Origin of the sequence: Mycobacterium sp. G7A2 (assembly GCF_041902445.1) — a bacterium.
Lineage (GTDB): Bacteria > Actinomycetota > Actinomycetes > Mycobacteriales > Mycobacteriaceae > Mycobacterium.
Window position 1 is genome coordinate 1,459,683 of the sequence record NZ_CP169251.1, and the last position, 26,105, is coordinate 1,485,787.

Genomic DNA, 26,105 nt, shown 5'->3' on the forward strand with positions numbered 1-26,105 from the left:
GAATCTGACTGGGGCATCGGGTCGTGCGAGCCGCATCGCCGGAATCGCGGAACGGCCGAGGACGGGTCGATCGGCTCACCGTCGGCAGGTGTCGACTGGGTCGCCGCTGGTGACGGCGTCCACGAACCCCTGCATGTCGGGCACCGCTGGGTCGATGACGCCGCGGTGGTCGAGGCCGTTGTACACCCGGTAGTCGACGGCGACGTCTCTGCTGCACAGGGTCTTCACCAGCTCGTCGACGCCGGCCGGGTCGACTTCTGCGTCCTCGGTGCCCTGCACCATCATCACCAGGACGCGGGGGGTGAGGCGCATCGGGTCCTGCTGGTCGAGATAGGCCCGCAACGGCGTCAGGTCAGCGCTGGGGGCGAACACCTGGCCCGGCGGTACGGGCGGCAGGGCGCGAACCTGAGCGACGCACTCGGTCCGCGCCGTCGACAGGAGGGCGCGAGCCTGATCGGAGAACACCTCGTCGGGGTCGATGGACGGGTCGATGACCGCGCCTCCCAGCACGAGCAGCGGAAGAAACCTCTGTGCTGACTGCACTTCCGGCCTTCCTTCGCGAATCAGGTCGACAGCCTGATTCAGCCCGACGCCCCCCGGCGCAATCGACACCACGCCCTTCAGGGTGAGATCCCCGTCGCGCTGCTCGGCTTCTTGTGCGGTGAACAGCACCGCCTGCCCTCCCTGGCTGTGACCGACGGCCACCCAATCTGTGCCGACATCGGAATCGAGCTCTCGCGCCGCTGTCACGATGTCGATCACGGTGTGAGCCTCGCTCAGGCCATCGACGTAGGGATGTCCGCCGGGTGTGCCCAGCCCCTGGTAGTCCGTCTGCACGACGGCGTAACCCCGGCTCACCCAGCTGTCCAGCATGGGCTGGACGACGCGGACGTAATCGTGAACCAGGCCATCAGCGGTGTCGGCCGAGGGTGCGCAGGTGTCGGCGTATCCCGTGGTGCCGTGCGCCCAGCTGATCACCGGCCAGCCGCCATCAGGTGGCGGCGCCGAGGGGAGGGTGACGGTGCCCGACACCACGATCGGCTCACCGTCTGCGTCCTCGGAGACGTAGGTGATCAGTTGGGTCTCGCCGCTGGGCAGCGCTGCCGTGGTGAGCAGCGAACGTGCGGTGAGGAGTTGGCCCGGACGTAGTTCAGGTGCCGTGTTCTGCGCGGCGCATCCGGTCGGGAGTGACAGCGCGACGAGACCGGCGAGGAGGCGCCGACGGCGGTCAGTCATCGAGGAGTTTCCGGCGACTGGACGCGATCGGACTCTGAGCGGTCAGACCGCCGTCGAGCACCAGGGTCTGCCCGGTCATGTAGCGCGACTCGTCCGAGGCCAGGTAGACCATGGCCCAGCCGATGTCTTCGGGTGTGCCGATCATGTCGAGGGCGTTGTGGCTGCGGATCTCGTCGATCACGTCTGCGGAGACGTTGCCGCTCAGCGACGGTGTCATGACGGCGCCCGGTGCGACCGCGTTGCAGCGCACGCCTTTCGGGCCGTACTGCGTCGCGATGTACTGGGTGAGCCTGATGACCGCGGCCTTGGCCGCACCGTAAGCGCACTGCAGGGTGTCCCCGGTCAGGCCGGCGACCGAAACCGTGTTGACGATGGAGCCGCCCCCTTCGGCGATCATCACCGGGATCGCCAACCGGCAGGCGATGACGGTGCTGCGCGCGTTGAGTGCCATGGCGCGATCCCATTCGGCCAGATCGAGACGCAACAGGTCGAGGTCTTTACGGGGGTCGCTCCCGCCGACGTGGTTGCACAGCACGTCGATACCGCCGAACGCGGCAACGGCACGGTCGATCATGGCCAGGATGGAAGCCTCGTCGAGGACGTCGACCGCCACTCCGACGGCACCGTTGCCGATGTCGGCAGCCGCCGCGGTGGCCGCGTCTTCGTTCAGGTCGGCGATCAGCACCCTGGCGCCTTCGGCGGCCATCAGGCCGGCTGCCGCGTACCCGATGCCGGAGGCCGCACCGGTGATGACGATTCTCTTGTCCTGCAGACGGAGGTTCTTCGTCATCGAGTTCCACTCCCCACCGCGGCCGGCCACTGACGCCGACGTTAGACCACGGGCTGCGGCCTGACAGCCGGGATGGATTATTGGCGCGGAACGCTCGAGTGCGGATACGCAGCCGTGCCGGCACGGCCCGACCGGTTACTCACTCACCCGAATGAGGACCTTGCCGGTCACTCCGCTCTCGACCGCGTCGTGGGCAGCGGCAGTGTCCTCGAGCGGAAAGTAATGCACCGGTAGCCCGTTGGCCTCGCCGACACCCATGGCGCCGTCGCGGACCGCGGCGGCCACGTCCTCGCGCGCATTCGCCAGCGCGTCGTCACCGACGGTGTAGAGGACCAGGAACTGGTAGCGAGCGTTGACCCACATGTTCGACAGGATGTGGAGTTCCACGCTGCCGCCGCCGTCGTTGGCGTAGATCGAGATCGTCGCCCGGTTCGACACCACGGCCGCGTCGAGCGCCGCGTTCGTCCCGGGGGCGACCTCGACGACGATGTCGACCCCCTCGGGCGCGATCTCGCGGATCGCCGCGGCGGTGTCCCCAGCTTTGTAGTTCACGACGTGATGGGCCCCGGCCGAGGCCGCCAGCGCCTCCTTCTCGGGAGTGCTGACGGTGGTGATGACGCGGGCGCCCGCCCAGCGGGCCAGCTGGATCGCGGCGTGGCCGACCGCCCCGGCACCGCCCGCGACGAGCACCGTCGCACCCGCGAGGGCACCGGGCGCCAGCCGCGACGGCCAGTTCTCAGCCACCGTCAGCGCCCGGTGCGCGGTGATCGCCGGCACCCCGAGGCTCGCGCCCACGTCGAAACCGACGGCATCGGGCAGCGGAACCACCGACGCGATGGGCAGCACCACGTATTCCTGGGCTGTACCGTCGGGGCGCTGATGCTGGGCCATGAAGACCCAGACCCGGTCACCTACCGCGAGGTCGGTGACGTCGGCACCCACTGCGTCGACGAATCCGGCGCCGTCGTGGTGGGGGACCACCTCGGGGAACTCGAGCTGCTGGCCCGGGCTCGTGCCCATCCTGTGCTTCCAGTCGGTCGGGTTGACACCGGACAGCACGATGCGGACCCGCACCTGCCCCGCGTCCGGCTCGGGGACCTCGCGGTCCTGTAGGTGAAGAACCGAGGAGTCGCCGGTTTCGGAGTAGGTGATCGCCTTCATGAGACGGACAACGCGATGCGCGGCCGAGGATGTTCCGAGCGGTGCCGATCTCGTGGTCAACAGCGGGGCACCGGGGTCACCTCACCGAGCTGCCGAAGCTGGACTTCCCGCTGTGTGCTCGTCCTGACCGGCTGTCATCACCCACCGGATGCCGCCGACGAGCACCCGACCCGCCGCCCGCACCGCCGTTGCTTCCAGAGGCGGGAAGTACGGCAGCCACAGCGGTCTTCTCGCCCACGCAGGCAACATCGCCACCGCGGTGGCGGCCAGCACCCCGTACGGTGCGCGTGCCGGCAGCGGCAACGGTGGCGTCAGCAGCAAGAAGCGCGCGGCGTCGCGGGCGGCAGGGGTGCCGCGCAGCTCCGGCCGGTACGCGGTGATCCGTTCGCGCAACTCGCCCTCGGTCCGGGGCGGGTCGAGCACCCCCAAAGCGGTTGCGACGCGAGCGGTGTCGGCGACGTAGGCGTCGCGGCCGGCCTGGTCCAGCGGCCTGGCCCCGTAGAGCTGGTGGGCCAGCAGGAAACTGTCGATCTCGGCGATGTGCACCCATTCGAGAAGGTGGGGATCGCCGGCTTCGTACGCAGTGCCGTCCGGTGTCACCCCGCGGACGCGGCGATGGATGCCGCGGACCTTGTCGACGGCGCGTTGCGCATCGGCGTCGGGTCCGAAGGTCGTGACCGCGAGGAACGTGCTGGTGCGTTGCAGCCGTCCCCACGGATCGGCGCGGTAGTCGGAGTGGTCGGCGACGCCGGCCATCGCCAAGGGGTGCAGGGACTGCAGCAGCAACGCCCGCAATCCTCCGACGAACATCGACGCGTCGGCGTGCACGCGCCGGATCGGGCGGTCCTCGGCGAACCACCGCGGACCCGGCGTGCCGTGGATTCGTGCCCGGTTGTCCGGCCCGTCCGGGCCCGCGACCATCCCGAACACCGCGCGGCCCAGGCCGCTCCTGATCGCCGTCACTTCCCGCGCCAGCACCATGTCCTCGACGGTACGTGGCCTGTCAGGGGAGTGGGGTGGTGTGGTGCCCGGGCCGGCGGTGGGCCGCGTCGCTCGGGGAGAGCAAGTGGTCAGAAAGACTGCTTCAGAGGGTCGGCCCGGACTACAACAAACCGCGCGGGATCGGTGCCGGAAGCTGGATCGGGGGAATGTCGGCCGGAAGGACGACCTCGGGAATGGGGGCGGGCAGCGGCACCGGCGGCACCGAGGACGGGAACTCGACGGCCGGGATGTCCGCAGGCAGCTCGACGACGGGGACATCGGCGGGGTAGGGAAACGGCGGCAACCCGGCCGGGAAAGGCAGCACCGGCAACGGCAGCTCGGGTAGGACGGGCGCCGGAATCACCGGCGGGCCAGGATCGTTCGGTTCGGGCGCAGCCCACGCCGGCCCGGCCCCCACGGCGGTGAAGGACAGTCCGAGTGCCGCGGCGATGATCACCGCCCGGCGGGTGCGCGCCATGTGACCACGATAGCTCTGCGGTGATGCTCGTCGATAGGATTGCACGGCAACAGAGTTGACGTGCAATGCGGGCGACGATCTGCCACCGCCGCCGCCGGCCGGGTCGACAACATACGGCCCGTGCTGCGACGCGCGGTCGGTGGGCCACACGTACCTTCGGTGGACGAGCATCGAGCCCGGCGCCGCCAGCTGAGGCGCACGGTTTCCGGCAGCGGTCCAGAACGTCGTCTTCTGCGCAGGCTCACCGCCCGGTCCCCGCGCTGGAAGCTCGTGACGATCCGCCGCACGACCGGAAGGAGAACCGCGTCACCCCTCACCGCCCAACTCGGCGTCATGGCGTTCGTCCTTTGGTTCGGTTCGCGTCGGCGATGCCTTTCTCGGGATACTGCCCTGAAGACGGCCGGTGCACCGGTGTCGTGCCGGGCCACGACTGCGGGGTCGCGCAGCATCGCTTCACCCATGAGCCCGGGCCCGGCGGTATCGACGCGAGTCACGACACCCACCGCACGCAGCGTGGGATCGCTGACGACCCGATCGACTACTCCTCCCTGCCGCGGTAGGCCGAGGCGCGGTGCCTAACCCCGCTGCGCCGAGAGAGAATCGAGGCCCACCAGGCCCGCGAGTTGCTCTCGCGAATACTGCCCCGGACCGTGCCCGTCGCGCGAGGCTGCGCGCGCTGCGCGGGTCAACGCGGAGTGGATCGGCGCCGCGCTGCCGTACCGGTGCGCAAGGCGCACGATCTCGCCGTTGAGGTAGTCGGTTTCGATGTTGCCGGTGTGGCGGCTCAACGACTGGGAGGTGGAGTTGTTCGGCGCGTCCTCGAACCCCGGTACCGGCCGGGGGGTGGGCCCCTCGGAACGGACCAGGGTCGACGTCTCGAAGGGCACAAAGTCGATCTCGGCGCGACCCAGCACGTCCACACCTTCGGCAACCGCTGCGCCGACAACCGCACCCACGTCGGCGCCCTGGCGCGCGAGAGCCCCCACGGCATTGCCGAGATTCATCAGCAGCTTGTTGTACTTCCACGGCGCAACATCGTCGGGCGTGCGCACACCGATCCCCGCAGTGCTCCACGTTGCCGCCAGGTCGGCCAGAAACTCCTCGTCGGCCGAGGTCCGGATCGAGGCCGGCCAGCGGGCGATGTGAAACTGGCCCACCACCGGCCAGGACCGCGCGATCACCTCGCCGGGCTCCAGATGTACCGCGGGGCACCAGACACAGACACCGAACACCCGGGCGAAGTACCGCAGCGCCTTCTCTTCGGCGACGACTCCGTTCAGTGCGGTCAACACGGGCAGGCGTTCTCCCGCCGTGCTCACGGTGCCATCGGAGGCGTGCACCGGACGGTCGACCCACTGCTCGAGTGCGGCGTCGAGCTGTTGGGTCTTGGTGGCGAACACCAACACGTCGCGCTCGGTCAGGTGCAGGCCATCAGGGCTGGACGCCGTCTCGATCGGCGTGCGGACGACGCCGTCGGGGGTGCGCAGGGTCAGCCCATCGGTCGCCAGGACCTCGGCGTTTCGGCCCCGCGCCACCACTACCACGGGTACGCCGGCACGTGCCAGCACCCCGCCCACACAGCCGCCGATCGCGCCGGCGCCGATCACCACGTATCGGTAGTCGTTTCGGGCAGACACCCGCCGCTCCTTCCGCTTGGTTCACCACGTCCCCCTGCGCGACACTACGACGCGTTCCTGGGTGCGGGTGGCTGTCGGTGACGACGACGCCGCGAACTGGATGTCTCAACCGCCGACGATGGTCCTCAGCACCACGTAGAACACCGACGGACCCAGCAGGCAGCCGATCCCGGTGTAGAACGTTGCGGTCATCGCTCCGTAGGGCACCAGGCGTTTGTCGGTGGCCGCGAGGCCGCCGGCCACCCCGGAGGTGGTGCCCATCAAGCCGCCGTAGGCCATGGCGGACTTCGGGTTGTTCAGTCCGATCAGCCGGGCGATCATCGGGGTGCCGACCATCACGACGACGGACTTCACCAGCCCGGCAGCCACCGACAGCGCGATCACCTCCGAGCTGGCGCCCACCGCGGTTCCGGTTACCGGTCCCACGATGTAGGTGGCGGCGCCGGCGCCGATGGTCGCCAACGATTCGGCGTCGCGGTAGCCGAACGCCGCAGCGACGCAAGCGCCGACGATGAACGACACCACCACGCCCAGCACGATCGACAGAGCGCCGGCTGCCCCGGAGCGCCTGATCTCTTTCAGATCGACGCCGTAGGCGGTCGACACGATGGCGAGGTCACGCAGCATCGCTCCGCCCATGAGCCCGAGCCCGGAGAATATGGCGATGTCGGCCAGCCCGTCTTCACCGCCGGTCACCACGCCGCCCCAGTAGGCCAGCGCCAGTCCGAGGATGATCGCAACGGCCGATCCGTGCAGCCTGCCGCGGGTCAGAGTTCGCGACAGCCAGCCCGACAGCAGCATCAGGGCACCGACGACCACGAAGGCCACCAGCAGGTTGTTTTTCTCGAATACCGAACTGAGAAGTTCCATCTCAGGCCTCCTGCTTTTCTTCTTCGGTCAGTGGCGGCAGCGGTTCGGCGGGTTCGCCGATCCGGGCCAGCACCGGAACCAGCGCAGCACCGGCGGCCAGCGCCGCGAGCCCTGCGAGGATCGCCATCGGACCGCCGGTGATTGCCTGTGCGACGTTCTGCGTGGAGGCCATCGCGATCACGATCGGGATGTACATCGCGCTCCAGAACAGCACGCCCTGTTCGCTTGCCTTGGGGAACTTGTCTTTTCGACGCAACCAGTCGGTGGCGAGGATCAGCATGATCATCGCGAACCCGACCCCGCCGACATTGGCGTCTACACCCAGCGCGACGCCGAGCAGTTCACCGATCGCTGCGCCGGCGAGCATGCAGAGCGCCAACGCTGCCACTCCGTAGAGAACCATCTTGTACTCCTGTGTTGAAGGGTTTCAGGCGTCTACGCCGTCGAACAGATTGGCGTAACGCTTGCGAAGTTCGGCTTTTTGCACCTTCCCCATGACGTTTCGGGGTAGGGCATCCACCACGCGCACCGCGCGGGGTTGTTTGAACCGCGCGAGGTCGCCGGCGACGTAGTCCAGCAACTCGCGGTCCTGGGGCTGCTCGCCCGGTGTCGGGACAACAACGGCCACCACGGTCTCGCCGAACTCCGGGTGGGGCACGCCGATCACGGCGGACTCCAGCACCTTGGGGTGGCTGTCGAGCAGTTCCTCGATCTCCTTGGGATAGATGTTGTATCCCCCCGAGATCACCAGGTCTTTGTCTCTTCCGACGATGCAGAGGTAGCCGTCATCGTCGATGCGGCCCATGTCGCCGGTGATGAAGAAGCCGTCCGGGCGGAACTCGGCGGCCGTCTTCTCCGGCATCTGCCAGTAGCCGGAGAACACGTTGGGTCCACGGACCTCGACGATGCCGACCTCGCCGTCGGGTAGTGACTGTCCGGTCTCGCGGTCGACAACTCGGATCTCGGTGCCCGGTAAGGACTTGCCGACGGTTCCGGGTTTGCGCGGACCGCCCTCGTACGGGTTGGTCGTGTTCATACCGGTCTCGGTCATTCCGTAGCGTTCCAGGATCGCGTGGCCGGTGCGGGCGGCGAAAGCCTCGTGGTCGCTGGCCAGCAGCGGCGCGGATCCCGAGACGAACAGCCGCATCGCCGCACAGTGTTCGGCGGTGAGCCGCGGGCTCTTCAGCAGGCGGGTGTAGAAGGTGGGCACGCCCATCAGCACGGTGGCGTGCGGCATTAGCTCGACGATGGCCTCGGTGTCGAACTTGGGCAGGTAGTGCATCGAAGCGCCGGCCGCCAGTGTCATGTTGGCCGCGACGAACAGGCCGTGGATGTGAAAGATCGGCAGGGCGTGGATGAGTCGGTCGTCGCCGGTGTACTGCCAGGCCTCCAGGAGGGCTTCGCAGTTGGCGGCCAGGTTGCCGTGAGTGAGCACCGCGCCCTTGGACCGTCCCGTGGTGCCGGAGGTGTAGAGGATGGCGGCCGGGTCGGCCGCGTCGGCGGCGAAGATCTCCTCGTGGCGGTCCTCGTCGCGCAGCAGCGTGCCGTCGCCGGACTCGCCGAGGGTCTCGACGACGAGGTCCTCCTGAACATCGGCGTAGTCGCCATGACGGTCGGGCGCGCAGACGAGGACCCGGGGCTGCGCGTCACCGAGGAAATACCGCATCTCGGCGCCGGTGTAGGCGGTGTTGAGCGGCAGGAAAACCCCACCGATCTGCAGGGTGGCCAGATACAGCGCGATGGCTTCGGGTGATTTCGGCACCTGCATCGCGACGCGGTCGCCCGGCGCGACACCGTCGGCGAGTAGTCGGGCGGCGATGCGATGCGCGATCTCGGCGGTCTCGCGGTAGCTGACGGTTCGCCCGTCGGGTAGTTCGAAGAGCGCTTTGTTCGGTTGGCGCGCAACGTGGTCGGCGAACGCTCGATAGATGGTGGGGTAGGGCGCCATCGGCGGTGTTCCTCTCTGGTGGTGGTTCAGCGGTGTGCGTCGGCGAGGCTCTGGAGAGGCCCCGTGACGGCGACGCTGCGCCGACGCACGAATTCCTCATGGCGGCGTTCGAGATGGTCGGGTTCGTAGAGGTAGTTGACCATCGCCCCGTAGGACTGCCGCCAAGCTCGTGGACTGGGATTTGCCGGCCAGTTCAGCCGCCACGCCGCGGCCCCGTTGCCCAGGTGGAAACGTGCGACCGCGTCGACGGGGCGTCCGTCCTCGCGCCGCTCGACGGCCAGGTAGGTGTACAGGGCGGACAGCAGACGGTCGTGGATCTTCGCGACGCGGGCGGCGCTGAGGTCGGCCGGCTGGAGCTCGTCCAATTCGTCGGACAGTGACCGGAGTTCGGGGTTGGTTTCGGTCTTGGCGTTGAGCCAGGTCCGGAAGCCGGGGATCGGTGACAGGGTGGCGAACTGCCGAAGGTGGGGGAGCTCTGCGCTGACCTGCTCGATCACCTGCTTGATCAGGAAGCTGCCGAAGGACACGCCCGCCAGCCCGTCGAGCGCGTTGTTGATCGAGTACAGCGCTGCGGTGTCCGCGTTCGACGGGTCGAGCGGTGAATTCGGTTCCAGCAGCGGAGTGATTCGGTCCGGTATGCCGCACACGAGAGCGACTTCGACGAAGATCAGTGGCACGTCTGTGGTCGCGGGGTGAAAGAACGCGTAGACGCGGCGATCATCGGGTTGCAGGCGTCGACGAAGTTCGGCGTCGGTGGCCATCGGGTGGACGCTTTCGTAGCGCAGCAGGTGTTGGCGCAGCTGCGGCGGCGAGTTCCAGGTCACCTCGGCCATCTGCAGGAATCCGCGGTTGAACCAGGATGTGAGGAGATGGTGGAAATCGTGGTCGAGGGGCCGCAGACCGGGGTGCCGGTGCATCAGGCGACGCAGGTCCGAGCGCATCTCGACCAGCGCCAGTGTCGCGCCCGGGGCGTGGTTCATCCGGCGGAGCAGCTGTTGGCGGGCCGGTTCGACCGCGCTGAATAGCCCAATCAGCTCATCGCCGGCGTGCGAGCCGGTCTCGCGGACATCGTCCCACTGCCGGAACGCGGTGCGAACCCGTTCGGCGTCGACGTCGTAGGCGGTGTTGATGTGGTTGAAGAAGTGGAGTTTGGCGTCGTCGTCGAGGTCGGCGTAGGCGCTGAGCGCCGCTGTCGCGATGGCCCGCAGGGAGGCTTCGCCGACATCGCTCATCAGGGTTTCGCACGCCGCGAGCAGCCCGGTCAGTGACCGGCTGTCAACGCATTTCATGGTGGGTCCTTCCCCGGTGTCCGGCTCGCACCTCTGCCGAGGTGACGCAACCCATATACATTCTTGATCGTGATATATATAACATCGACCATAACGGATAAAAGTGAGCTGCACCACCCCCGGGATTGGTTAATCTGGGCCGAGGAGGTGGCGAATGGTTCGAATCCCGGAATCTCAGCGGGTGCGGGATGCGTTGGAGAACGCCGTCCTCGACGGCCACTATCGGCCCGGGGAACGCCTGGACCCGGCGCAGCTGGAGAAGGAGTTCGGCTGTTCACGCACTCCGATCCGGGAGGCGCTGCAGGCGCTGGAGCGCTCCGGGCTGGTCCAGATCCGGCCCAAGCAGGGCACGTACGTCACCGAGCTGAGCATCTCGGAAGTGGCTGAACGCTTCGAGGTCATGGCCGAGCTGGAAGGTATGGCGGCGAGGCTCTCCGCCGGCCGTATCGAACGGGCAGCCCTGGCGGAACTCGAATCGGCCCTCGCGGAATGTGAACTCCACGCGGTCGAAGGCGATGCCGACGCCTACTACTATGCCAACGCCCGTTTTCACGGCGTCGTCTATGACTCGTGCGGTAACGACTACCTGCGTCAGCAAGCCCACGCGCTGAAGCGGGTCCTGCAGCCGTACCGGCGTTTACAGCTCCGAGTGCCCGACCGCATGCGACGCTCTCTGGCCGAGCACCGAATCATCGCCGACGCCATTTCCCGGGGTGACGCCGGGATCGCCGAGGACGCCGCTCGTGATCACGTGCTGGTCCAGGTGAAGGAATTCAGCCACTTGGTCCGCACGTGGCGCCAGCTATCTGCCAGCTGAAACACACCCGACCAGGTTCGGGATTTCCGTAGGTCGACTGGGATTGCGCTGTGATGGTTCTCCCGTTTGGGCCCGCACCGCTTCAGCGGGAGAGGTTGCTTGGGACGGCCCTCGGCCGAGCACGGCCAATCGCAGCGGCGGTAGCGCGGGAGGCGTCGGGGACACACGTCAGGGCCGGGTTGGTAACCACATACGACATCGAAAGTCGCGGGGACCAGCGAGGTGTTCTCACACCGTGGTGAAGCGACCCCGCGTCGACGACAGGGGTTTCAAGGTGACTCACTCTGTTGTCGTGGCGGTTAGGGAAGCTCGGTCGGACGGTCGTCGGCCGAGACGACCTCCGCCGCGCCGGTCCACCGGTCGCTGCTGGCGGCGTGCACGGCGGCCGCCTTCTCGGCGGATTCCCGGTCGGGGTGCGGTGGTTCGATGGGCTTGCGTTCACCATCGACGATGTGGACGACCATCCACCCACGGTCATTGTGCTCAACCTCGACGGTGACGTTGTCGGGGCGATCCTGTGCTCCAGTCATGAGGGGGAAATACCCTTCGCCGAGAATGGCGAATCGCTGCCGCAGGCGGCCGCCGGTTGTCCTGCGTGCGCTGGGCCAGATCCGACCGGCCGTCGTGGCGATCGCGTCGCCGAGAAGCCACGAAGCCCCGGCGTAATGCCGGGGCTTCGGGCTGCGGGATTCGCCGCATCTACTCCGCGGAGTCGGACGAGTCAGATCCGGCGTCGCTCGAGGATTGCTCCCCACCGGAGGATGAATCCGCGGCGCTGTCGTTGTCCGACTCGGAATCCGACTCGCGAGCGTTCCCGTCGGCCTCGTCGGCCTCGTCGGCCTCGTCGGCCTCGTCGGCCAGCGTCGCCTCCGTGGCGGCCTCGTCGGCCTCGTCGGCCAGCGTCGCCTCCGTGGCGGCCTCGTCATCGGCGGCACCGTCATTCTCGTCGGTGTCCTCGATGACGGGGCTGACCTCGTCATCCCCCTGCACGTCCGTGGCGTCGACGGTTGTCGCGCCGTCGCTGCCCTCGTCCTCGGTGACGTCGGCGCCGGACCCCTCGACCGGTGCCTCGGGGACGTCGTTGACATCCTGCGTCAGAACGGGGGCAGCGGCGACGAACGACCGTGCCGCCACGGCGGGCACGTCATTGCGGCTGTAGGCCTTGTCGATCTTGGCTTTCAGCTCCGCTTCCCGGGGTGCCAGACTCGGAAACAGTTGCACCAGAGGAAGTTTCTTGGTCGGAACCAGGTAGTGGGTGGTGGTGCCGCCCTGGGCGTTGACGTCCACAGTGATGTTTTCGGCGGGCACGTTCGCCAGATCGGCATACATCACCGGGACGTGGACGAAGATGGATCCGGCGATGGCGTTGACGATGGCCAGCACGTTGAACGGGCGATCCGGGAAGTCGGCCATCCCGTCGTATTCACCGGTGACCACGACGATGTCGTACGCGGTCTCCGGAGCCGGCTGATACGTGTAGTCGTACTTGCTGTTGTAACGCGCCTTGTCGATCAGCTTCTGCCGGCTGGAATCGGCCACCACGATGAACGTGATCTGGTCTTTGTCGGGGGCGTCGTCAGCGGCAGCCATCTCGCGCAGCACCTCGTTGACGACGAGGGACCCCGCCGACAGGCCGACGACGGTGACCTTTTCACCGCCGAGCACATTGCCGTTGGCATCCTTGGCGAGACGAGCAAGTGCCGCATCGATCTGGGCGTCGAGATTCGCCTTCCCGACGTTGATCGACGCGCCGAGCGTGAGATCACCGCGTCCGGTGTACGGGCCCGCCTCGGCGGGCCACTTGACGCTGACACGCTCTTGGTTCTTCAGCGCGCCGCCGAGCAGCGGTGACATCAGCATGTCCGACAGTTGCGGCGTCGAAATCCCGCCGATCACCAATGCTGAGCTGGCCCCCCAACCGGCCGTCGCTGTGGACACGGCCAACGCGACCGAAGCAAATGCCGTGCCGCAGGCGATGCCTGCTTTGCGCATGTTGATACGCATGTATACCCCTGGATTGCTGAAGAAGATGAGATTCGCCGTGATCGGCGCATCGGAAGCATATGGGCGTAATCCAGACACGTATAGAGCAAAGTATTAGTTCTCTAATTTACGTGAGTGTGGCAAACGCAACTTTGCAGAGGTTCAGCCCGCATTATGTTGATATAACACCATGTAAACGCGGAATCTGCTTGCTGTAATTTTCCGCAAACAAGCCATTGTGGAAAATATATTACATCTTCGAAAAAAATCCAGTCAGCACAGTCGCACGCCAATCATGGTCATGTGTCGGGCGTGGTGGCTGTTGACGTCGCGGTCACCGCATCGTGATTGGCCCGCAGGGTCATCGCCACCGCACCGGTGACTCAGCCCGCACGGGCTCTTCAGCAAATGCGTGGAAGGACGGTCTGCGCCCAGCCGGAGCGTGGACTCGCGGCGGCCCGGATGCCGACGTCGCGGGAGGTTGCCGTCACGCCGATAGCGCGTCCGCAATCGCGCGCCCCAGCCGCTGTCCCGACAACCACGCTGATTCGACGCGCGGGGCACCGGTCGGGCACCACGCATCACCGCAGACGCCTACCAACCGCGGACCGTCGATCAGCGCGAACTCGTCCTGGCCGTGAGTGCCCGCGGGCTTCGCGAACGTCCATCGGTGCGCATGCGTCCACACCGGTTGCTCGGAGACGCCGAGCGTGCGGTCCAGCGCAGCCAGCACCGGCGCCACCGCGTCCTCAGGCCGGTCGAGATGGGCGCGGGCACGTGCCGCGGTGGCGTGTGCGACGAGAACTGGTGCGCCGTCGCCACGACGCGCACCGTCATCGGCGATGAACGACACATCCGGGTCGTCGTTGACGAACGCGGCATCGGCCACAGCCCAACGCCGTTCGGTCCAGCCGGCCGCCACTGCGATCACCGGCTCGAACGCCAGCCAGTCACAGGCGTCCGGTGCCAGGCGGGCGGCCTGCGGGTCGGGCATCGCCAACACCACCGCGTCGTGAGACAGCTCGTCGAGAGAGTCGATCGGCCGTTCGAAGCGGACGTCGTCAGGCAGGAGGTCACGCACCAGCGAACGCAAGCCGTCAGACGTCGCGAACCGCATGGGGCCTGTGGTGGAGTCGCGTCCACCGGGGGACACCACGTCGAAGGTGTCGGTCCAGCGATGGGCCATGCCGCGGCCGACCCACCCTTCGGCCACGGTGGCGAACGCGGGATCGTTGACGGTGAAGTACGCGGCCCCCATGTCCACCCGGCGGCCGTGAAGGGTCGGCGAGGCCATCCGTCCGCCGGGGCCGCGGCCCCGCTCGAAGATTTCGACGCCGATGCCGCGCTCCCTGAGGGCCTGCGCGCACGCCGCCCCAGACAGTCCCGCTCCGACGACCGCGACGCGTGCTGGTGCCATGCCCGCGAGGGTAGCCGCGGCCGGCGCCCACTATGCGGCACTGTCAACGGGTTCCCGGCTATGCGGCACTGTCAACGGGTTCCCGGCCGTGCGGCACTAGTCACCGGGCCCCCGGCCGGGCGGCACTGCCACGGGGCGACCGGCGCGATGCCCACTGCCGGTCGCGGCCCCTAGGGCGTGGCCCGCGCGGCTCGCGCCCAGGCGAAAGGGTTGAGGTGACGAAACGGATCTGTCGACCGCGTGATCTGCAGCTGGCCGAGGATCGACTCGAGGGACGCCTGGGTGCGCTGCTTGACCGCGGCTTCCCACTCGGTGGCGTTCGCCCGGGCGGGCGTCGTGGTGTCGATCGGGGATCCGAAACGGAGGTACATTCGCTGCGGCCGGGGAAGGAGTGTGGGGCCCACACCTCGAATGAGGGGGATGCCGACGTTGTTGACCCCGTGCAGTCGGGTGCCGAGCCTCCGGGTCACGCGTTCCCAGGTGCCGTTGCGTTCGACGACGCTGTGGTAGACGTCGTCGCCGCCGATCAGCCCGACCGGAATGATCGGGTATTCGTGGGCGATGGCCAGCCGGGCGAAGCCGCTTCGCCCTTGCCACAACAGTTGGTATTGCTCGCCTTTGAACTTGAGCATGTCGCGGCCGCCGCCGGGAAAGACGAGCACCGTCTCACCGCGGCGCATCAATTCAGCGCCGGTTTCGGGGTCACCGACCACCGCTCCGGCCGCTTCCAGCAGGTCGCGGGTCAAGCCGCCCACGTCGGCCAGCTGCCGCGTGGCCAGTCCACGCACACGTCTGCCGAGTTCGCGGTGAACGAAGTACGGGATCAGGACCACCTCGGCCCAACCGGACATCGTGTGATTGCCGACGAGAAGGAATCGGCCGTCTCGTGGCAGGGCGCTGAGGCCGTCGACGTAGATGCGGGACATATCGACGACGGGTGCTATCGCATCGGCGAACGTGAAGATCGCCTTCTCGAGGGATCGCACCCTGGCCGGTCTGTCGACAAGCTCGCCGATCATCGCTCCTCCTTCACCCCCCGGCTGCTGAGGCCACGATACCTGACCCACTGACCAAACGACCGTTTTGGTCAGTACAGTCATAAAGCCTGTTCCAGACGCTAGACTGACCGCCGTGAACCCCCCGGCAGCGGACCTGCCTGAGAAGCAGTCGACGAAGGCGGCCCGCCTGCTCGCGTCGGCCAGTGAACTGTTGCTGTCCCGTGGTGCGCGCGGCTTCACCGTCGCCGACGTCGCCAAGCGTGCGCACGTGGGCAAGGGCACCGTCTACCTGTACTGGCCCACCAAAGAAGATCTGCTCATCGGGCTCGTCGGCCGCGGCTTCCTCGGGCTGTTGGACGACCTGATTCGGCGGATCGCCGACGAACCCCACCTCGCACGGCCGTCGCAGTTCTGCCCGATGATGCTGGAGGCCGCGACCAGTCAACCACTGCTGGCTGCGCTTCAGCGCCACGACGACGACCTGCTCGGAATCCTCGCCGATCACCCGCGTTCGGTCACCCTGCATCACACGCTCGGCCCCGGCGCGGTGATCAGCGCCGTCCTCCCGGTCTGGCGCCGCCACGCGATGGCGCGGACCGACTGGGACACCGACGATCAGGCGTTCGCGCTGCACAGCTTGATCACCGGTACCGCCTTGTCGCTGGTGGGGCCCGAGCCGGGGCCGGGTCCTGCCGGGGATCCGTTGAGCGTGCTGGGCCAGGCGGTCGCCGCGCTACTGGGCCCCGATCTCGCGGACGAGGATCAAACCCGAAGCGCCGCAACCTCGGTCATCGACTTCCTGAGCGAGGGTCGGGCCACGGTGTTGCGGCTGACGAGCTAGGGCGCCTACTGCGTGATCTGCGTTGCCGTGAAGAACGACGAGGCGTGCCTCCCATTGCGAGCAGAGGTCAGCTGCGGGACTCCACGGCGCCGGCGCACAAAAATGACATGTTCGGCATAAGTGTTCACTCGCGATCGGCGGTGTTCTAGCGTGAGGCTGGCCGCTGACTCGGCCGTCAATTATCGAGATTGGGAGTGCAATGGCGCAGTTGTCGGTCTGGATGGGTGCGGGCGTGGTGGCCGCCGGAATGTCGGCGGCGTTGATCGCGGGCGCTGACACCGCGAGTGCGGACACCGACACCACGGGCGGCAGCGCCAGTTCCGTCGACAGCGCCACCACGGCGGCCGCCGATGACTCGGACGGCGAGTCCAGCGACACCGACCAGGCCGGTGATGTCGGAGCCTCTGACGCCGGCGAGGAAGACGCTGACGAAGACGACGCCGAGGACTCCGACGACACGGAGCTCACCGAAGAGCTCACCGACGATGCTTCGGACGCGGACGATGAGTCGGACCTGGTCGGCGCAGTCGAGGACGTCGACGCCGTCGAAGATCTCGATGTGGTCGACGATGCCGAGGAGCAGACCCGAGAGTCCGGTTCAGGTTCCGCATCGCAGCCGACTGTCGACGTGACCGACACGGCTCAAGCCGCCGACCTGTCCGAGGGTGACGCCGTCGTCCCTGAGGCCGAACCAGAGGTGCTCGAGGGCGAACCCGGCAAGGCCGACGCGCTCACCGCCGCTCCCCGCGACTCCGGACCCGCTGAGCCGGAGTCCGTGTCCAAGATCCCGTCCGAGGCTCGGTTGGCCGCCGATACCGTTGCCGCGCAACGCACGTCGTCGGCCCTGAGCGCCCCGCAGATGATGGCGGCGCCACAGCCACGAACATTTCAAGAGGTCATCCAGTCCCTGGTCATGGACATCATCGGGGTGGCCGTCCGCTTCGTCTCCGGACCGCCGATCGCCGCACCGGGCACCGACGTGACGGTGCGCAGCTCGAGGCTGGAGATCACCGAGGGCCGATACGTGCGCGCGGACTGGTACTACCCCGACACCGACGAACCGCCCCAGCGGTTGATCTACCTGCAGCACGGCTACCTCGGTGTCGGCCCGATGTACAGCTACACCGCGTCCTGGTTGGCACACCGCACCAACAGCATTGTCGTGGCGCCGACACTGTCGTCGAATCGGTATGTCCGAGATGGGTTCTGGCTCGGTGATGACCAGGTGTACCGTGCCACCGCCGATCTGCTTCTCGGTGACCGGGAGGCGCTGACGGCCAGTGCGGTGGCCGCCGGTTTCGCCAAGAAGTACGGCTCCGGCGCCGCGCTGCCGGAGACATTCACCTTGGTCGGGCACTCCCTGGGTGCCGGAGTGGCCGCGGGCGCGGCGGGGTACTACGCCGACGCGGTGATCGCCAGCGGCGCGACCAACCGGCTCGCCGGCATCATCCTGCTCGACGGGGCTCCGCCGGGAGATGTGCTGGGTCAGGCGCTGGACAAACTCGACGGCTTGGGCGTCGACATCCCGGTGCTCGAGCTCGGTGCGCCTCGGGAGGAGGGTTCCCGCCGAGTGGACGAGGCCCTCAACGGCCACCGGCCCGGACGCTTCAACGGGATCGTCCTCGACGAAGGCCAACACTTGGATTCGATGCAGGGCGGAAGCTGGCTCATCCAGCTCGTCTCATACCTGTATCAGGGATTCCCGACCGAGCAGAACAAAGCGGCGGCGCAGACCATCATCGCCGGGTGGGTCAACGACATCTTCGCCGGGCGAATCGATCCCACGACGGGCCTCTGCGACGATGAGGACTGCGCCGGCATCTACGCCGCCCCCGGCCAGACGGTGTCGATCGAGACGCCCAAGGGTCCGGCGACCGGCGCGGTGATCGGCAGCGTGATCGCCCCTACGAGCGTTGAGTTTCAACCGCTGGCGGCGACTTCGTTGATGTTCACGCGGTTACCGGCGATCCGACTGCTCATCGGCGGCTGAACCGTTTAGGCGGTCAGACCAGAAGAATCCGGCGGTCCTGCAGCTCCTCGCACCGTCGGACCTCTAGTGGGCTCGCCGCGAATCGGGTGCGGCGACGGGCTTCGAGCGCAAAACGGTCGTCCACGACGCCCTCGTCGACCAGGTCCGTGTCCAGGAAGTCCTCGTCCACGACATCCTCGTCGAGAAAATCCTCGTCAACGAAGTCCGCGTCGACGAAGTCCGCGTCGACGAAGCCTTCCTCCATGAGACCGTCATGCGCGAACGGGCGATGCCGGCGGCGTGCAGCCCGACGGTCCTGCTCGGCCATTCGCTCGACGAAGTGGGTGACGATCCACCCTGTACCGCACAGCGCCAACGCGAGACCGAAACTGAGTGGTGAACCGACGAGCATCGCGACCAGGGCGAAGGTGCCCGAGACAACCGAGACCATGATCGCCGCCGAGTGGATCACGGCATATCGACGTCGCCGACCGGTGGTTGATGAGCTGAGTGTCATGTGTCGTTCCTCCACTCACAGCGATTCCCACCAGAGTGCGCAGTGAAACAACATTCATGTGATTCGTCGGAAGTGACGTGTTCAGAACGCGCCGGAGGCCAGTAGTCGACAGGCGGTGTCGAGGTCGGCCAGCGCGTCCTCGACGGCCAGTGCGCCACCGACAGTCCAGGTCATGATGCCGAAGGCGGTCTGTTGGATGAGCCGTGCGCGGCGTACCTGTTCGACGGTGGGAGCATCGGCGCCGGCAGTCTGCAGGATGAGGTCACGCAGGGTGGGGTCGTCCGTGTCCTCGGAGTGTGCCCGCACGAGTTGGGTGGAGGTGACCATGGCGTGTGCAAGGTGTCTGTGCCGCAGCAGATCGCCGCAGGCCTTGACCATCAGCGCAGCGATGTCGTCGACAGTGTCACCGGTCGGTGCAGGCGGCCGGAACAGAGACACCTTCTCGGTGAGCACTGCAGCGAAAACATGGTGCTTGGACGGGTAGTAGCGGTACAGCGTCCGCAACGCAACCCCGGCCTCGGTGGCGATCTCCTGTGCATGGATCCGGTCGAGTTGCTTTGCCGCGCCCAGTCGTATGGCCGCGGTCAAGATGGTTGCCCGCCGACTCTGCTGCTCGTCGCTGGCCGGCTGCGCGGGCGCCCGGCCGTCACCGATCCGCGCCACCGCACCAGTATCGGATTTCGGTCGGCGATCTGACGACGCGGTACCGATCAGTGGGACCGGTCGGGCGAGACGCGCCGCGCGCGGCCACGATCAACTCGTGTCCTATGCGAAGTACGGTCCGTGGGCGGTGATCGCGGGTGGTTCGGAGGGTGTCGGCGCCGAATTCGCGCGGCTGCTGGCCCAGGCGCGGGTGAATCTCGTTCTCATCGCCCGCAAACCCGCGCCGCTGGAGGCGACCGCCGCGGCCTGCCGCGAGCTGGGTGTCGAAGTACGCACCGTGGCAGTCGATCTGACCGACTCCGCGGCAGTGGGTTCGGTATTGGCCGCCACCGACGGTCTGGAGGTCGGTCTACTCGTCTACAACGCCGGAGCCAACACCTGCAGCGCGGAGTTCCTCGACGCGGACCTGGCCGACTTCGGCCGGGTCGTCGACCTGAACGTCATGACGATGATGGCGTTGGTGCAGCACTACGGCCGGGGGATGCGGGACCGCCGCCGTGGCGGCATCCTGCTGGTCGGGTCGATGGCCGGTTATCTGGGCTCGGTTCGTCACACGGTGTACGGCGGGGTCAAGGCGTTCGGGCGGATCTTCGCCGAGGGGTTGTGGCTGGAACTGCGTGACTACGACGTCGACGTGCTGGAACTGGTTCTCGGGGTCACCCGCACGCCCGCCATGGAACGGGTGGGTCTGAATTTCGACCTTCCCGGCCTGCGGGTCGCCGATCCGGCAGAGGTCGCCGCGGAGGGACTGGATCGGCTGCCCCACGGGCCGGTGCACATCGCGGGCGGCAACGCCGAGGACGTCATCCGGCGCAACGATCCCGACCGCGCCAGGGTGGTCGCGGGGACACACACGATGATGCAGCGACTGCTCGGTATCTCGGATTAACCGCGCCCGAGAACCTTCTTGATCCCCGCCGCGGCCTCGACCACGAGGGATCGGTGCCGGTGCGTGAATCGTGTTGCCTCGACGACGATCCCGACCGATGCGCCCAATCCGACACCGGCAGCGGCCGACACCATGCCGGCGCCGTGGTCGCCGTCGCGGACCACCACGCCGCCGCGGGCCCGGTGCAACTCAGCCCACCAGCGCGGTCCCGGCCGGAAACCGGATCCCCCCTGTTCGAGTGCGGTCTCGACGTCTTCCGGGCTCATTGCGGCCAGCGCGGCGATCCCGAGCGCAACCCGGTGGACCGGTGCCCGTGCTCCTACCGCGGTGGGCACCCGTTCCGCCGCGGACCCACCGAGTTTGTCGAGGTGGACGATGTCGCCACGGTCCACCGCGCCGAGGTGCACCACCGCCCCGGTGCGCATCAGCAGTCGGTGCAGTGAAGGTGCGGCGGCGGTGCGCAGCGTCAGGTCGCTGACGGCTGTGACCGGGGAAGGTGACGCCCGCACGCCCAACCCGTAACCCCGAATGCAGTGGGTCAGCCAACCCAGCCGCACCAGCTGGTCGAGTATCCGATGCACCGACGATCGGGGGAGGCCTGTGCGGCCGGCGATCTCGTCGAGTGTCAACAACTGGGCGCCGCCGCCGAAGCAGTCGATGATGACGGTGAACCGGTCCAGCATCGAGGTCGGCGCGGGATCGCTCAGCGCTGCGGTCATCCACCACCTCATCGCCAGAAACGAGAATTGATTCTACCCGGGTACGGTAGCGGTCCCGATCACCGAGACGCAAGCACCACCCGCCCACCCGAACGGCTACAACGAAACCGTGCGGATCGGACTGTCCACGCCCGTGGTCATGCAGCTGCCCGGGGTGTCCTCCGCGTGGGAGGAGCACGCCGGCGCCGAGGAACTCGCGCGCATCGCCCGCACGGCCGACGAGCACGGCTTCGACCACCTGACCTGCCCCGAACACGTCGCCGTACCGGCGGATGAGGTAGAACGGCGCGGCGTCACGTATTGGGATCCGTTGTCCACGTTGAGTTTCCTGGCCGCGCACACCAGACGGCTGAAGCTGGTCACCGCGGTGCTGGTGCTCGGCTACCACCATCCACTGGAGATCGCGAAGCGCTACGGGACCCTCGACCGCATCAGCGGCGGACGACTGGTGCTCGGCGTCGGGGTGGGTTCGCTGGCCGCCGAATTCGACCTGCTCGGCGCCGACTACGCGCGGCGGGGTGCGCGCGCCGACGAGGCCATCGCGGCCCTGCGCGCGTCGATGTCGACCACCCGGCCCCGGTTCGACGGCGAGTTCTACCGCTTCGACGGCTTCGCCGTGCACCCCTGTGCCCAGCAGGCACGAGTGCCGATCTGGGTCGGCGGACGCACGCTGCGCTCCCTGCGCCGCGCCGTACGGCTCGGTGACGGCTGGATGCCGTTCGGACTCCGCACGGCGCAGATCCCCGACATGCTCGCGCGGGTGGACGCCCCCGCAGCCTTCGACGTCGTGCTGCCCACCGGCCGGCCCGTTGACCCGCTGGGGGATCGCGCCGGCACCCGGGAGCGACTGACCACGTTGCGCTCGGCCGGCGCCACCGCCGTCACCTGCACAGTGTCCGCGCAGTCGGCCGAGCACTACTGCGAACAACTCGGCGCGCTCAGCGAAGTGGCCGCCGAGATCACCGAGGAGACGATATGAGCAAAGAGCGTCTCGACGCACTCGAACAACGACTTCAGGCCCTGGAAGACGAGCGCGCCATCACCCGCATGATCGCCGCATACGGACCACTGGTCGACAGCGGCGACGCGGCAGCCGCGGCCGACCTCTGGGCCCCCGAGGGCACCTACGACGTCGGCGACTGGGTGATGTCCAGCCGCGCCGACGTCGCCGCGATGGTGGAATCCGAGGCCCATCAAGGATTGATCCGCCGCGGCTGCTGCCACTTCTTCGGGCCGCCGGTGGTCACCGTGACCGGTGACACCGCGGTCGCGGTCTGTGAGTCGGTGTTGGTGGTCCGAGGCGACGAACACGGCTATCGGATCCTGCGCGCCGGGGTGCATCTGGTGAATCTGCGCCGGAACGGCGAGCGTTGGCAGATCACCGACCGCACCGCGCGCCAACTCGACGGCAGCGGCGCGGCGGCCGAACTGGTTACGGTGGGGCTGAACGGGTGGGGCCGGTGACCGGCTCGTTGCACGGCAAGGTCGCGTTGATCACCGGCGCCGGCGCGGGTATCGGCGCCGGGCTCGCGCGGCGCTTCGCGCACGAGGGCGCGCGGGTGGTGGTGGCGGAATACGACGCCCTCGCAGGCGCCGCCGTCGCCGACGAGGTCGGTGGGCTGTTCGTCGAAACCGATGTGGCGCAACGAGATCAGGTCGAGGACGCCGTGGCCGCGGCGCTGGCCGAATACGGTGCGCTGGACATCCTGGTGAACAACGCGTGGGGCGGGGGAGCGCTCAACCGCGTGGAGACGAAAACCGACGAGCAGGTGGCCCACGGCATGGCGGTCGGCTATTACGGACCGTTCTGGGCGATGCGCGCGGCATACCCCGCCATGAAACGACGCGGCTGGGGCCGAGTAATCAACATGTGCAGCCTCAACGGCGTCAATGCGCACATGGGCTCACTGGAGTACAACGCCGCCAAGGAGGCGTTGCGCACGCTGACCCGAACTGCTGCGCGCGAATGGGCGCCGACCGGGGTGACCGTCAACGCCATCTGCCCCGCTGCCAAGAGTCAGGCGTTCTTGCGGGCCATGGCCGACTATCCCGGCATGGAGGAACTGGCCGACGCGGCCAACCCGATGGGCCGGATGGGTGACCCCTACGAGGACATCGCGCCGGTCGCGGTGTTCCTCGCCGGCGAGGGATCCCGTTACGTCACCGGCAACACGCTGTTCGTCGACGGCGGCAGCCACATCAACGGGGTGGCCTGGGCGCCCGATCTCGGTTGACGAGGGCAGGCGCCTATCTCGGGGCCAGATCGTGCAGGACAGCGTCGGCAAGCAGCGCGGGAAGGTAGTGGCCGGCGGACTCCACCATCCTCAACGTGCCGTTTTGCAGCGAGTTGGCCAGGCGGCGAGCATGTTTCGCGGGAACGAGGGCGTCCTGGTCGCCCTGCCACACCGTGGTGTGCTGGCGGACCGACCCCAGTTCGAATCCCCACTCGCGGCCGATTCGGCGGTAGTCGTCGGCGGTACCTCTCACTCCGTTGACGGTGGCTTCCCGCACCGCGCCGACCACCCATCCCAGCGGCTTCCCGCTCAACGCTGCCCCGTCCCTGCGCCCCGCCGTGCGAAGCACCTCCCGGGCGAGGTAGCGGTCAGGCGCGGCACGACTCGCCCGGATCAGCGTCGCGGCAACAACCGGCGACACCTGTGCGGCGGGGATCAGAACCCGGTCTGCCCACAGCCCCAACTCGAACGCCTGGCTGATGTGCTCCAGAGGAGCCATCCCGGCCAACGTGGCGACAGCGCGCACACGCTCGGGCATCATCGCGGCGCACGCCAGGGCGTACGGTCCGCCCGCGGACCAACCCGCGACGGCGAATTGGTCCAGGCCGAGTGAGTCAGCCACCGTTTCGATCAGGTGTGGCCATCGGCCGATGTGCGACAGGTGACGATAGTCGCTGCGCCCGATGCCCGGCCGATCGATGGCGATCACCTCGGCGCCGCGCTGCCTGCCGGCAGCATCGAAGAACGTGGCGTCCAGCGCGGAGCTCAGCCCGCCGTGGCACCAGACCACCGGCCGGCCACCGAGTTTGCCGAACCGGCGAACACCCACGTGGTGCCCGTCGGCCGGCACAGACGAAGCCGGGGCCACGGCGAACGACCGCCTCAGGCGCAGGTGCGGTCCGACTTGCTGCCGACGCTGCGGGGGGTCAGCAGCTCGGCGAGACCGTACTGGCTCACCAGGTCGATGCCCTCGGCTTCGGAGTCCGGTGCGGAGCGGGCGTCGGCCCGGCGATCGGTGCCCAGATACAGCTCGGTGGCGGCCTTGGCCTGGAACATGCCGATCACCGCTTCGTTGTGGCGGTCGGTGCCGAACTGGGTCAACGCGGTGGTGAGCTTGGTATCGACGTAGTCCAGGGTGTGCTCGATGTGCTGCAGGGTCCGCGTCTCCTCGCGCTCGTTGTCCTGCTGTGCCTGCGTCCTGCGGCGCTCATCGAGACAACGCATGCCGATGGCGCCGATCACCCCCGACAGCATCGGGATGAACAGGACTGTGGCGGCCACGCCGAGTGAGCCGTCGGAGGTCAATCCGGCGACCACGCTCGAGATCAGGAGCACTCCGAGCAGTCCCAGCAAGAGTGTGGTGGCCGACGCCGCGGCCACCCGGTCGCCTGCGCTGCGCACGACCGGGGCCAGTTTCGACGAGACGGCGGCGGCCTGACGTGCGGCGGTCCGGCCCCACTGACGCTTCGGGCGCGGCGGCGTCTGTTTCGGGGCCGGTGATGGTGGCGTCACCCCGGGCGCGGGCGCCGCTGAAGCGTGCGCATCGTCATCGACTGGTGGCGTATCAGCGGGTTCGCCCATGTGGCCATTGTTACTTGTGGGACTCGTGTTTCCGGGGAAGCGCTGCGGCCCCGTCGGCAACTTCTTCGGAGCAGCGGATGTGTACGCGGCGTCGCCGACCGGCGTCGGCGGAGCCCACGCCGCACCCTCGCATCAGAACGGGCTGCTGTTGGACTGCCACTTGGCTTCTTGCGGGCGTGGCCCGAACCGGCGCTCGTAGTCCTCGTGCATCCTGGCCTGCTGCTTGCGCTTGATCACATCGACCAGGTTGGGATCCAGCCCGTGCGCAGCGAGGCGATGCCGGCGCCAGGGCTTGTTCAGCGCCAGCGTCATCAACAGCGCCCACACGTAGATCGGCACTGTCATCTCCAGGTGCATGTAGAGATTGACCGGAATCAGCCAGAACGGCGCGAGCACGAACAGCGGGGGGATCGCGTAGCGAATCATGTGCCGGCGCACGGCACCCTGGCCGGCGAGGTCCTCGGCGACCCACCGTTGCATCGACTTCGGCAGACGCCGGCCATAGATATAGGTGAGGCGCTGCCACGTGCTGGGGGTGCTGGCGGTCATGTCGGCTCCTTCAGTGGGCGGGTCAGGACTGCAATGCGCCGGCGGTGAGCGCGGCGGCGTTGATACGGGTCAAGGCGTCGCGGAGATGCTCCAGCTCGGTCAACTCGACGCCGAGCCGGGCGACGACGGCCGGCGGGATGTCGAGTGCGCGCGCCCGCAGCGCGCTGCCCGCGTCGGTGAGGCTGACGTCGGTGGCGCGCTCGTCGGCGGCGTTGCGGCGGCGGATGATCAGCCCGAGCGTCTCGAGGCGCTTGAGCATTGGCGACAGGGTGGCCGAGTCGATCTGCAGCGTCGTGGCGATCTGCTTGACCGACAGCGGCGTATCGCTTTCAGCGGAGCGCTGGTGGTCCCACATCGCCAACATCACCAGGTATTGCGGGTGGGTCAGGCCGAGTGGCTCGAGTAGCGGCCGGTAAACGGCAAGCACCGCCCGGTTGGTGACGGCCAATGCAAAACACACCTGCTGTTCCAGGGACAGCGGGTCGACGCGCGCGGTCGTGGCCATGACTTGATAGTGCCCTAACAGTTTGCGTGCCAG

The 26,105-nt window shown here is 67.9% G+C and carries 28 protein-coding genes; 7 read left to right on the forward strand and 21 right to left on the reverse strand.

Going from position 1 to position 26,105, the window contains the following annotated elements; all coding sequences use genetic code 11:
- Positions 1–75: 75 nt before the first annotated feature.
- The 10 genes from ACEWX3_RS07120 to ACEWX3_RS07165 all read right to left on the reverse strand — a co-directional run bounded on the left by ACEWX3_RS07120 (position 76) and on the right by ACEWX3_RS07165 (position 10,390).
- Positions 76–1,236, reverse strand: coding sequence for an alpha/beta hydrolase family protein (locus ACEWX3_RS07120; protein WP_374159015.1), 1,161 nt, complete (start codon positions 1,234–1,236; stop codon positions 76–78).
- A complete protein-coding gene (locus ACEWX3_RS07125) occupies positions 1,229–2,026 on the reverse strand; it encodes an SDR family NAD(P)-dependent oxidoreductase (protein ID WP_374159016.1) in 798 nt (265 codons plus the stop codon). The genes ACEWX3_RS07120 and ACEWX3_RS07125 overlap by 8 nt, the downstream gene beginning before the upstream one ends.
- Positions 2,027–2,161: 135 nt before the next feature.
- The gene (locus ACEWX3_RS07130) at positions 2,162–3,187 is read right to left on the reverse strand and encodes an NADPH:quinone reductase (RefSeq protein ID WP_374159017.1); all 1,026 of its coding nucleotides are present in this window, start codon (positions 3,185–3,187) and stop codon (positions 2,162–2,164) included.
- Positions 3,188–3,268: 81 nt separating this feature from the next.
- Positions 3,269–4,168: an oxygenase MpaB family protein gene (locus tag ACEWX3_RS07135; RefSeq protein ID WP_221354839.1), complete on the reverse strand. Its 900-nt coding sequence runs from the start codon at positions 4,166–4,168 to the stop codon at positions 3,269–3,271.
- A gap of 121 nt (positions 4,169–4,289) precedes the next feature.
- Positions 4,290–4,646, reverse strand: a complete 357-nt coding sequence (locus tag ACEWX3_RS07140; RefSeq protein WP_374159018.1) for a hypothetical protein — start codon at positions 4,644–4,646, stop codon at positions 4,290–4,292.
- 575 nt (positions 4,647–5,221) lie between these two features.
- Positions 5,222–6,283, reverse strand: coding sequence for a ketopantoate reductase family protein (locus tag ACEWX3_RS07145; RefSeq protein ID WP_374159019.1), 1,062 nt, complete (start codon positions 6,281–6,283; stop codon positions 5,222–5,224).
- A gap of 105 nt (positions 6,284–6,388) precedes the next feature.
- Positions 6,389–7,153 (reverse strand): malonate transporter subunit MadM, encoded by a 765-nt coding sequence (gene madM / locus ACEWX3_RS07150; RefSeq protein WP_207065851.1) that lies wholly within the window; start codon positions 7,151–7,153, stop codon positions 6,389–6,391.
- Between the two features lies 1 nt (position 7,154).
- Positions 7,155–7,556, reverse strand: a complete 402-nt coding sequence (gene madL / locus ACEWX3_RS07155; protein ID WP_207065850.1) for a malonate transporter subunit MadL — start codon at positions 7,554–7,556, stop codon at positions 7,155–7,157.
- 24 nt (positions 7,557–7,580) lie between these two features.
- Positions 7,581–9,101, reverse strand: coding sequence for an AMP-binding protein (locus ACEWX3_RS07160; protein WP_207065849.1), 1,521 nt, complete (start codon positions 9,099–9,101; stop codon positions 7,581–7,583).
- Between the two features lie 26 nt (positions 9,102–9,127).
- On the reverse strand, positions 9,128–10,390 hold the full coding sequence (locus ACEWX3_RS07165) for a malonyl-CoA decarboxylase domain-containing protein (protein ID WP_374159020.1): 1,263 nt from the start codon (positions 10,388–10,390) through the stop codon (positions 9,128–9,130).
- Positions 10,391–10,571: 181 nt separating this feature from the next.
- Between ACEWX3_RS07165 and ACEWX3_RS07170 the strand changes: the two genes are divergently transcribed.
- A complete protein-coding gene (locus tag ACEWX3_RS07170) occupies positions 10,572–11,207 on the forward strand; it encodes a GntR family transcriptional regulator (protein ID WP_322486622.1) in 636 nt (211 codons plus the stop codon).
- 299 nt (positions 11,208–11,506) lie between these two features.
- On the opposite strand, the gene ACEWX3_RS07175 is transcribed toward ACEWX3_RS07170, so the two are convergent.
- The 4 genes from ACEWX3_RS07175 to ACEWX3_RS07190 all read right to left on the reverse strand — a co-directional run bounded on the left by ACEWX3_RS07175 (position 11,507) and on the right by ACEWX3_RS07190 (position 15,626).
- The gene (locus ACEWX3_RS07175; protein ID WP_207065846.1) at positions 11,507–11,737 is read right to left on the reverse strand and encodes a hypothetical protein; all 231 of its coding nucleotides are present in this window, start codon (positions 11,735–11,737) and stop codon (positions 11,507–11,509) included.
- 169 nt (positions 11,738–11,906) lie between these two features.
- Positions 11,907–13,211: a PE-PPE domain-containing protein gene (locus ACEWX3_RS07180; protein WP_374159021.1), complete on the reverse strand. Its 1,305-nt coding sequence runs from the start codon at positions 13,209–13,211 to the stop codon at positions 11,907–11,909.
- Between the two features lie 466 nt (positions 13,212–13,677).
- Positions 13,678–14,607 (reverse strand): NAD(P)/FAD-dependent oxidoreductase, encoded by a 930-nt coding sequence (locus ACEWX3_RS07185; protein WP_374159022.1) that lies wholly within the window; start codon positions 14,605–14,607, stop codon positions 13,678–13,680.
- Between the two features lie 170 nt (positions 14,608–14,777).
- Complete coding sequence (locus tag ACEWX3_RS07190; RefSeq protein ID WP_374159023.1) at positions 14,778–15,626, reverse strand: lysophospholipid acyltransferase family protein; 849 nt, start codon at positions 15,624–15,626, stop codon at positions 14,778–14,780.
- Between the two features lie 112 nt (positions 15,627–15,738).
- Between ACEWX3_RS07190 and ACEWX3_RS07195 the strand changes: the two genes are divergently transcribed.
- Entirely contained in the window at positions 15,739–16,446 is a 708-nt protein-coding gene (locus ACEWX3_RS07195) for a TetR/AcrR family transcriptional regulator (RefSeq protein WP_374159024.1), read from the forward strand.
- Between the two features lie 199 nt (positions 16,447–16,645).
- Positions 16,646–18,436 (forward strand): hypothetical protein, encoded by a 1,791-nt coding sequence (locus tag ACEWX3_RS07200; protein WP_374159025.1) that lies wholly within the window; start codon positions 16,646–16,648, stop codon positions 18,434–18,436.
- Positions 18,437–18,449: 13 nt separating this feature from the next.
- Here the strand turns inward: ACEWX3_RS07200 and ACEWX3_RS07205 are convergent, their stop codons facing one another.
- Together ACEWX3_RS07205 and ACEWX3_RS07210 are read right to left on the reverse strand one after the other, a co-directional pair.
- Entirely contained in the window at positions 18,450–18,932 is a 483-nt protein-coding gene (locus ACEWX3_RS07205) for a hypothetical protein (RefSeq protein WP_374159026.1), read from the reverse strand.
- Between the two features lie 81 nt (positions 18,933–19,013).
- Positions 19,014–19,595, reverse strand: a complete 582-nt coding sequence (locus ACEWX3_RS07210) for a TetR family transcriptional regulator (RefSeq protein WP_374159027.1) — start codon at positions 19,593–19,595, stop codon at positions 19,014–19,016.
- Positions 19,596–19,692: 97 nt separating this feature from the next.
- Between ACEWX3_RS07210 and ACEWX3_RS07215 the strand changes: the two genes are divergently transcribed.
- Positions 19,693–20,484, forward strand: coding sequence for an SDR family NAD(P)-dependent oxidoreductase (locus tag ACEWX3_RS07215; RefSeq protein WP_374159028.1), 792 nt, complete (start codon positions 19,693–19,695; stop codon positions 20,482–20,484).
- On the opposite strand, the gene ACEWX3_RS07220 is transcribed toward ACEWX3_RS07215, so the two are convergent.
- Positions 20,481–21,203 (reverse strand): IclR family transcriptional regulator, encoded by a 723-nt coding sequence (locus tag ACEWX3_RS07220; protein WP_374159029.1) that lies wholly within the window; start codon positions 21,201–21,203, stop codon positions 20,481–20,483. The genes ACEWX3_RS07215 and ACEWX3_RS07220 overlap by 4 nt on opposite strands.
- 109 nt (positions 21,204–21,312) lie before the next feature.
- Here ACEWX3_RS07220 and ACEWX3_RS07225 point away from each other — a divergent pair, with 109 nt between their 5' ends.
- From ACEWX3_RS07225 to ACEWX3_RS07235, 3 genes are read left to right on the forward strand one after another with little or no spacing between them, the layout of a single operon-like run.
- Positions 21,313–22,182: an LLM class F420-dependent oxidoreductase gene (locus ACEWX3_RS07225; protein ID WP_374159030.1), complete on the forward strand. Its 870-nt coding sequence runs from the start codon at positions 21,313–21,315 to the stop codon at positions 22,180–22,182.
- Entirely contained in the window at positions 22,179–22,667 is a 489-nt protein-coding gene (locus tag ACEWX3_RS07230) for a nuclear transport factor 2 family protein (RefSeq protein WP_374159031.1), read from the forward strand. Before ACEWX3_RS07225 ends, ACEWX3_RS07230 begins: the two co-directional genes overlap by 4 nt.
- Positions 22,664–23,437, forward strand: coding sequence for an SDR family NAD(P)-dependent oxidoreductase (locus ACEWX3_RS07235; RefSeq protein ID WP_374159032.1), 774 nt, complete (start codon positions 22,664–22,666; stop codon positions 23,435–23,437). Before ACEWX3_RS07230 ends, ACEWX3_RS07235 begins: the two co-directional genes overlap by 4 nt.
- 13 nt (positions 23,438–23,450) lie before the next feature.
- Here ACEWX3_RS07235 and ACEWX3_RS07240 read toward each other — a convergent pair whose 3' ends face one another.
- From ACEWX3_RS07240 to ACEWX3_RS07255, 4 genes are all read right to left on the reverse strand, one after another.
- A complete protein-coding gene (locus ACEWX3_RS07240) occupies positions 23,451–24,266 on the reverse strand; it encodes an alpha/beta fold hydrolase (RefSeq protein ID WP_374159033.1) in 816 nt (271 codons plus the stop codon).
- A 53-nt stretch (positions 24,267–24,319) separates the two neighbouring features.
- Positions 24,320–25,018: a hypothetical protein gene (locus ACEWX3_RS07245; RefSeq protein ID WP_374159034.1), complete on the reverse strand. Its 699-nt coding sequence runs from the start codon at positions 25,016–25,018 to the stop codon at positions 24,320–24,322.
- Between the two features lie 132 nt (positions 25,019–25,150).
- The gene (locus tag ACEWX3_RS07250; protein WP_221354870.1) at positions 25,151–25,567 is read right to left on the reverse strand and encodes a DUF5313 domain-containing protein; all 417 of its coding nucleotides are present in this window, start codon (positions 25,565–25,567) and stop codon (positions 25,151–25,153) included.
- 22 nt (positions 25,568–25,589) lie between these two features.
- Entirely contained in the window at positions 25,590–26,072 is a 483-nt protein-coding gene (locus ACEWX3_RS07255; RefSeq protein WP_374159035.1) for a MarR family winged helix-turn-helix transcriptional regulator, read from the reverse strand.
- Positions 26,073–26,105: the final 33 nt, after the last annotated feature.

Excerpts from the sequence above, each read along its gene's own strand:
- ACEWX3_RS07125 (WP_374159016.1), bottom strand. The coding sequence starts at position 2,026 with ATGACGAAGAACCTCCGTCTGCAGGACAAGAGAATCGTCATCACCGGT.
- ACEWX3_RS07205 (WP_374159026.1), bottom strand. The coding sequence starts at position 18,932 with ATGACACTCAGCTCATCAACCACCGGTCGGCGACGTCGATATGCCGTG.
- ACEWX3_RS07220 (WP_374159029.1), bottom strand. The coding sequence starts at position 21,203 with ATGACCGCAGCGCTGAGCGATCCCGCGCCGACCTCGATGCTGGACCGG.
- madL (WP_207065850.1), bottom strand. The coding sequence starts at position 7,556 with ATGGTTCTCTACGGAGTGGCAGCGTTGGCGCTCTGCATGCTCGCCGGC.
- ACEWX3_RS07175 (WP_207065846.1), bottom strand. The coding sequence starts at position 11,737 with ATGACTGGAGCACAGGATCGCCCCGACAACGTCACCGTCGAGGTTGAG.
- ACEWX3_RS07120 (WP_374159015.1), bottom strand. The coding sequence starts at position 1,236 with ATGACTGACCGCCGTCGGCGCCTCCTCGCCGGTCTCGTCGCGCTGTCA.
- ACEWX3_RS07200 (WP_374159025.1), top strand. The coding sequence starts at position 16,646 with ATGGCGCAGTTGTCGGTCTGGATGGGTGCGGGCGTGGTGGCCGCCGGA.
- ACEWX3_RS07230 (WP_374159031.1), top strand. The coding sequence starts at position 22,179 with ATGAGCAAAGAGCGTCTCGACGCACTCGAACAACGACTTCAGGCCCTG.
- ACEWX3_RS07180 (WP_374159021.1), bottom strand. The coding sequence starts at position 13,211 with ATGCGTATCAACATGCGCAAAGCAGGCATCGCCTGCGGCACGGCATTT.
- ACEWX3_RS07160 (WP_207065849.1), bottom strand. The coding sequence starts at position 9,101 with ATGGCGCCCTACCCCACCATCTATCGAGCGTTCGCCGACCACGTTGCG.
- ACEWX3_RS07130 (WP_374159017.1), bottom strand. The coding sequence starts at position 3,187 with ATGAAGGCGATCACCTACTCCGAAACCGGCGACTCCTCGGTTCTTCAC.
- ACEWX3_RS07190 (WP_374159023.1), bottom strand. The coding sequence starts at position 15,626 with ATGATCGGCGAGCTTGTCGACAGACCGGCCAGGGTGCGATCCCTCGAG.
- ACEWX3_RS07135 (WP_221354839.1), bottom strand. The coding sequence starts at position 4,168 with ATGGTGCTGGCGCGGGAAGTGACGGCGATCAGGAGCGGCCTGGGCCGC.
- ACEWX3_RS07140 (WP_374159018.1), bottom strand. The coding sequence starts at position 4,646 with ATGGCGCGCACCCGCCGGGCGGTGATCATCGCCGCGGCACTCGGACTG.
- ACEWX3_RS07165 (WP_374159020.1), bottom strand. The coding sequence starts at position 10,390 with ATGAAATGCGTTGACAGCCGGTCACTGACCGGGCTGCTCGCGGCGTGC.
- madM (WP_207065851.1), bottom strand. The coding sequence starts at position 7,153 with ATGGAACTTCTCAGTTCGGTATTCGAGAAAAACAACCTGCTGGTGGCC.
- ACEWX3_RS07245 (WP_374159034.1), bottom strand. The coding sequence starts at position 25,018 with ATGGGCGAACCCGCTGATACGCCACCAGTCGATGACGATGCGCACGCT.
- ACEWX3_RS07185 (WP_374159022.1), bottom strand. The coding sequence starts at position 14,607 with ATGGCACCAGCACGCGTCGCGGTCGTCGGAGCGGGACTGTCTGGGGCG.
- ACEWX3_RS07255 (WP_374159035.1), bottom strand. The coding sequence starts at position 26,072 with ATGGCCACGACCGCGCGCGTCGACCCGCTGTCCCTGGAACAGCAGGTG.
- ACEWX3_RS07250 (WP_221354870.1), bottom strand. The coding sequence starts at position 25,567 with ATGACCGCCAGCACCCCCAGCACGTGGCAGCGCCTCACCTATATCTAT.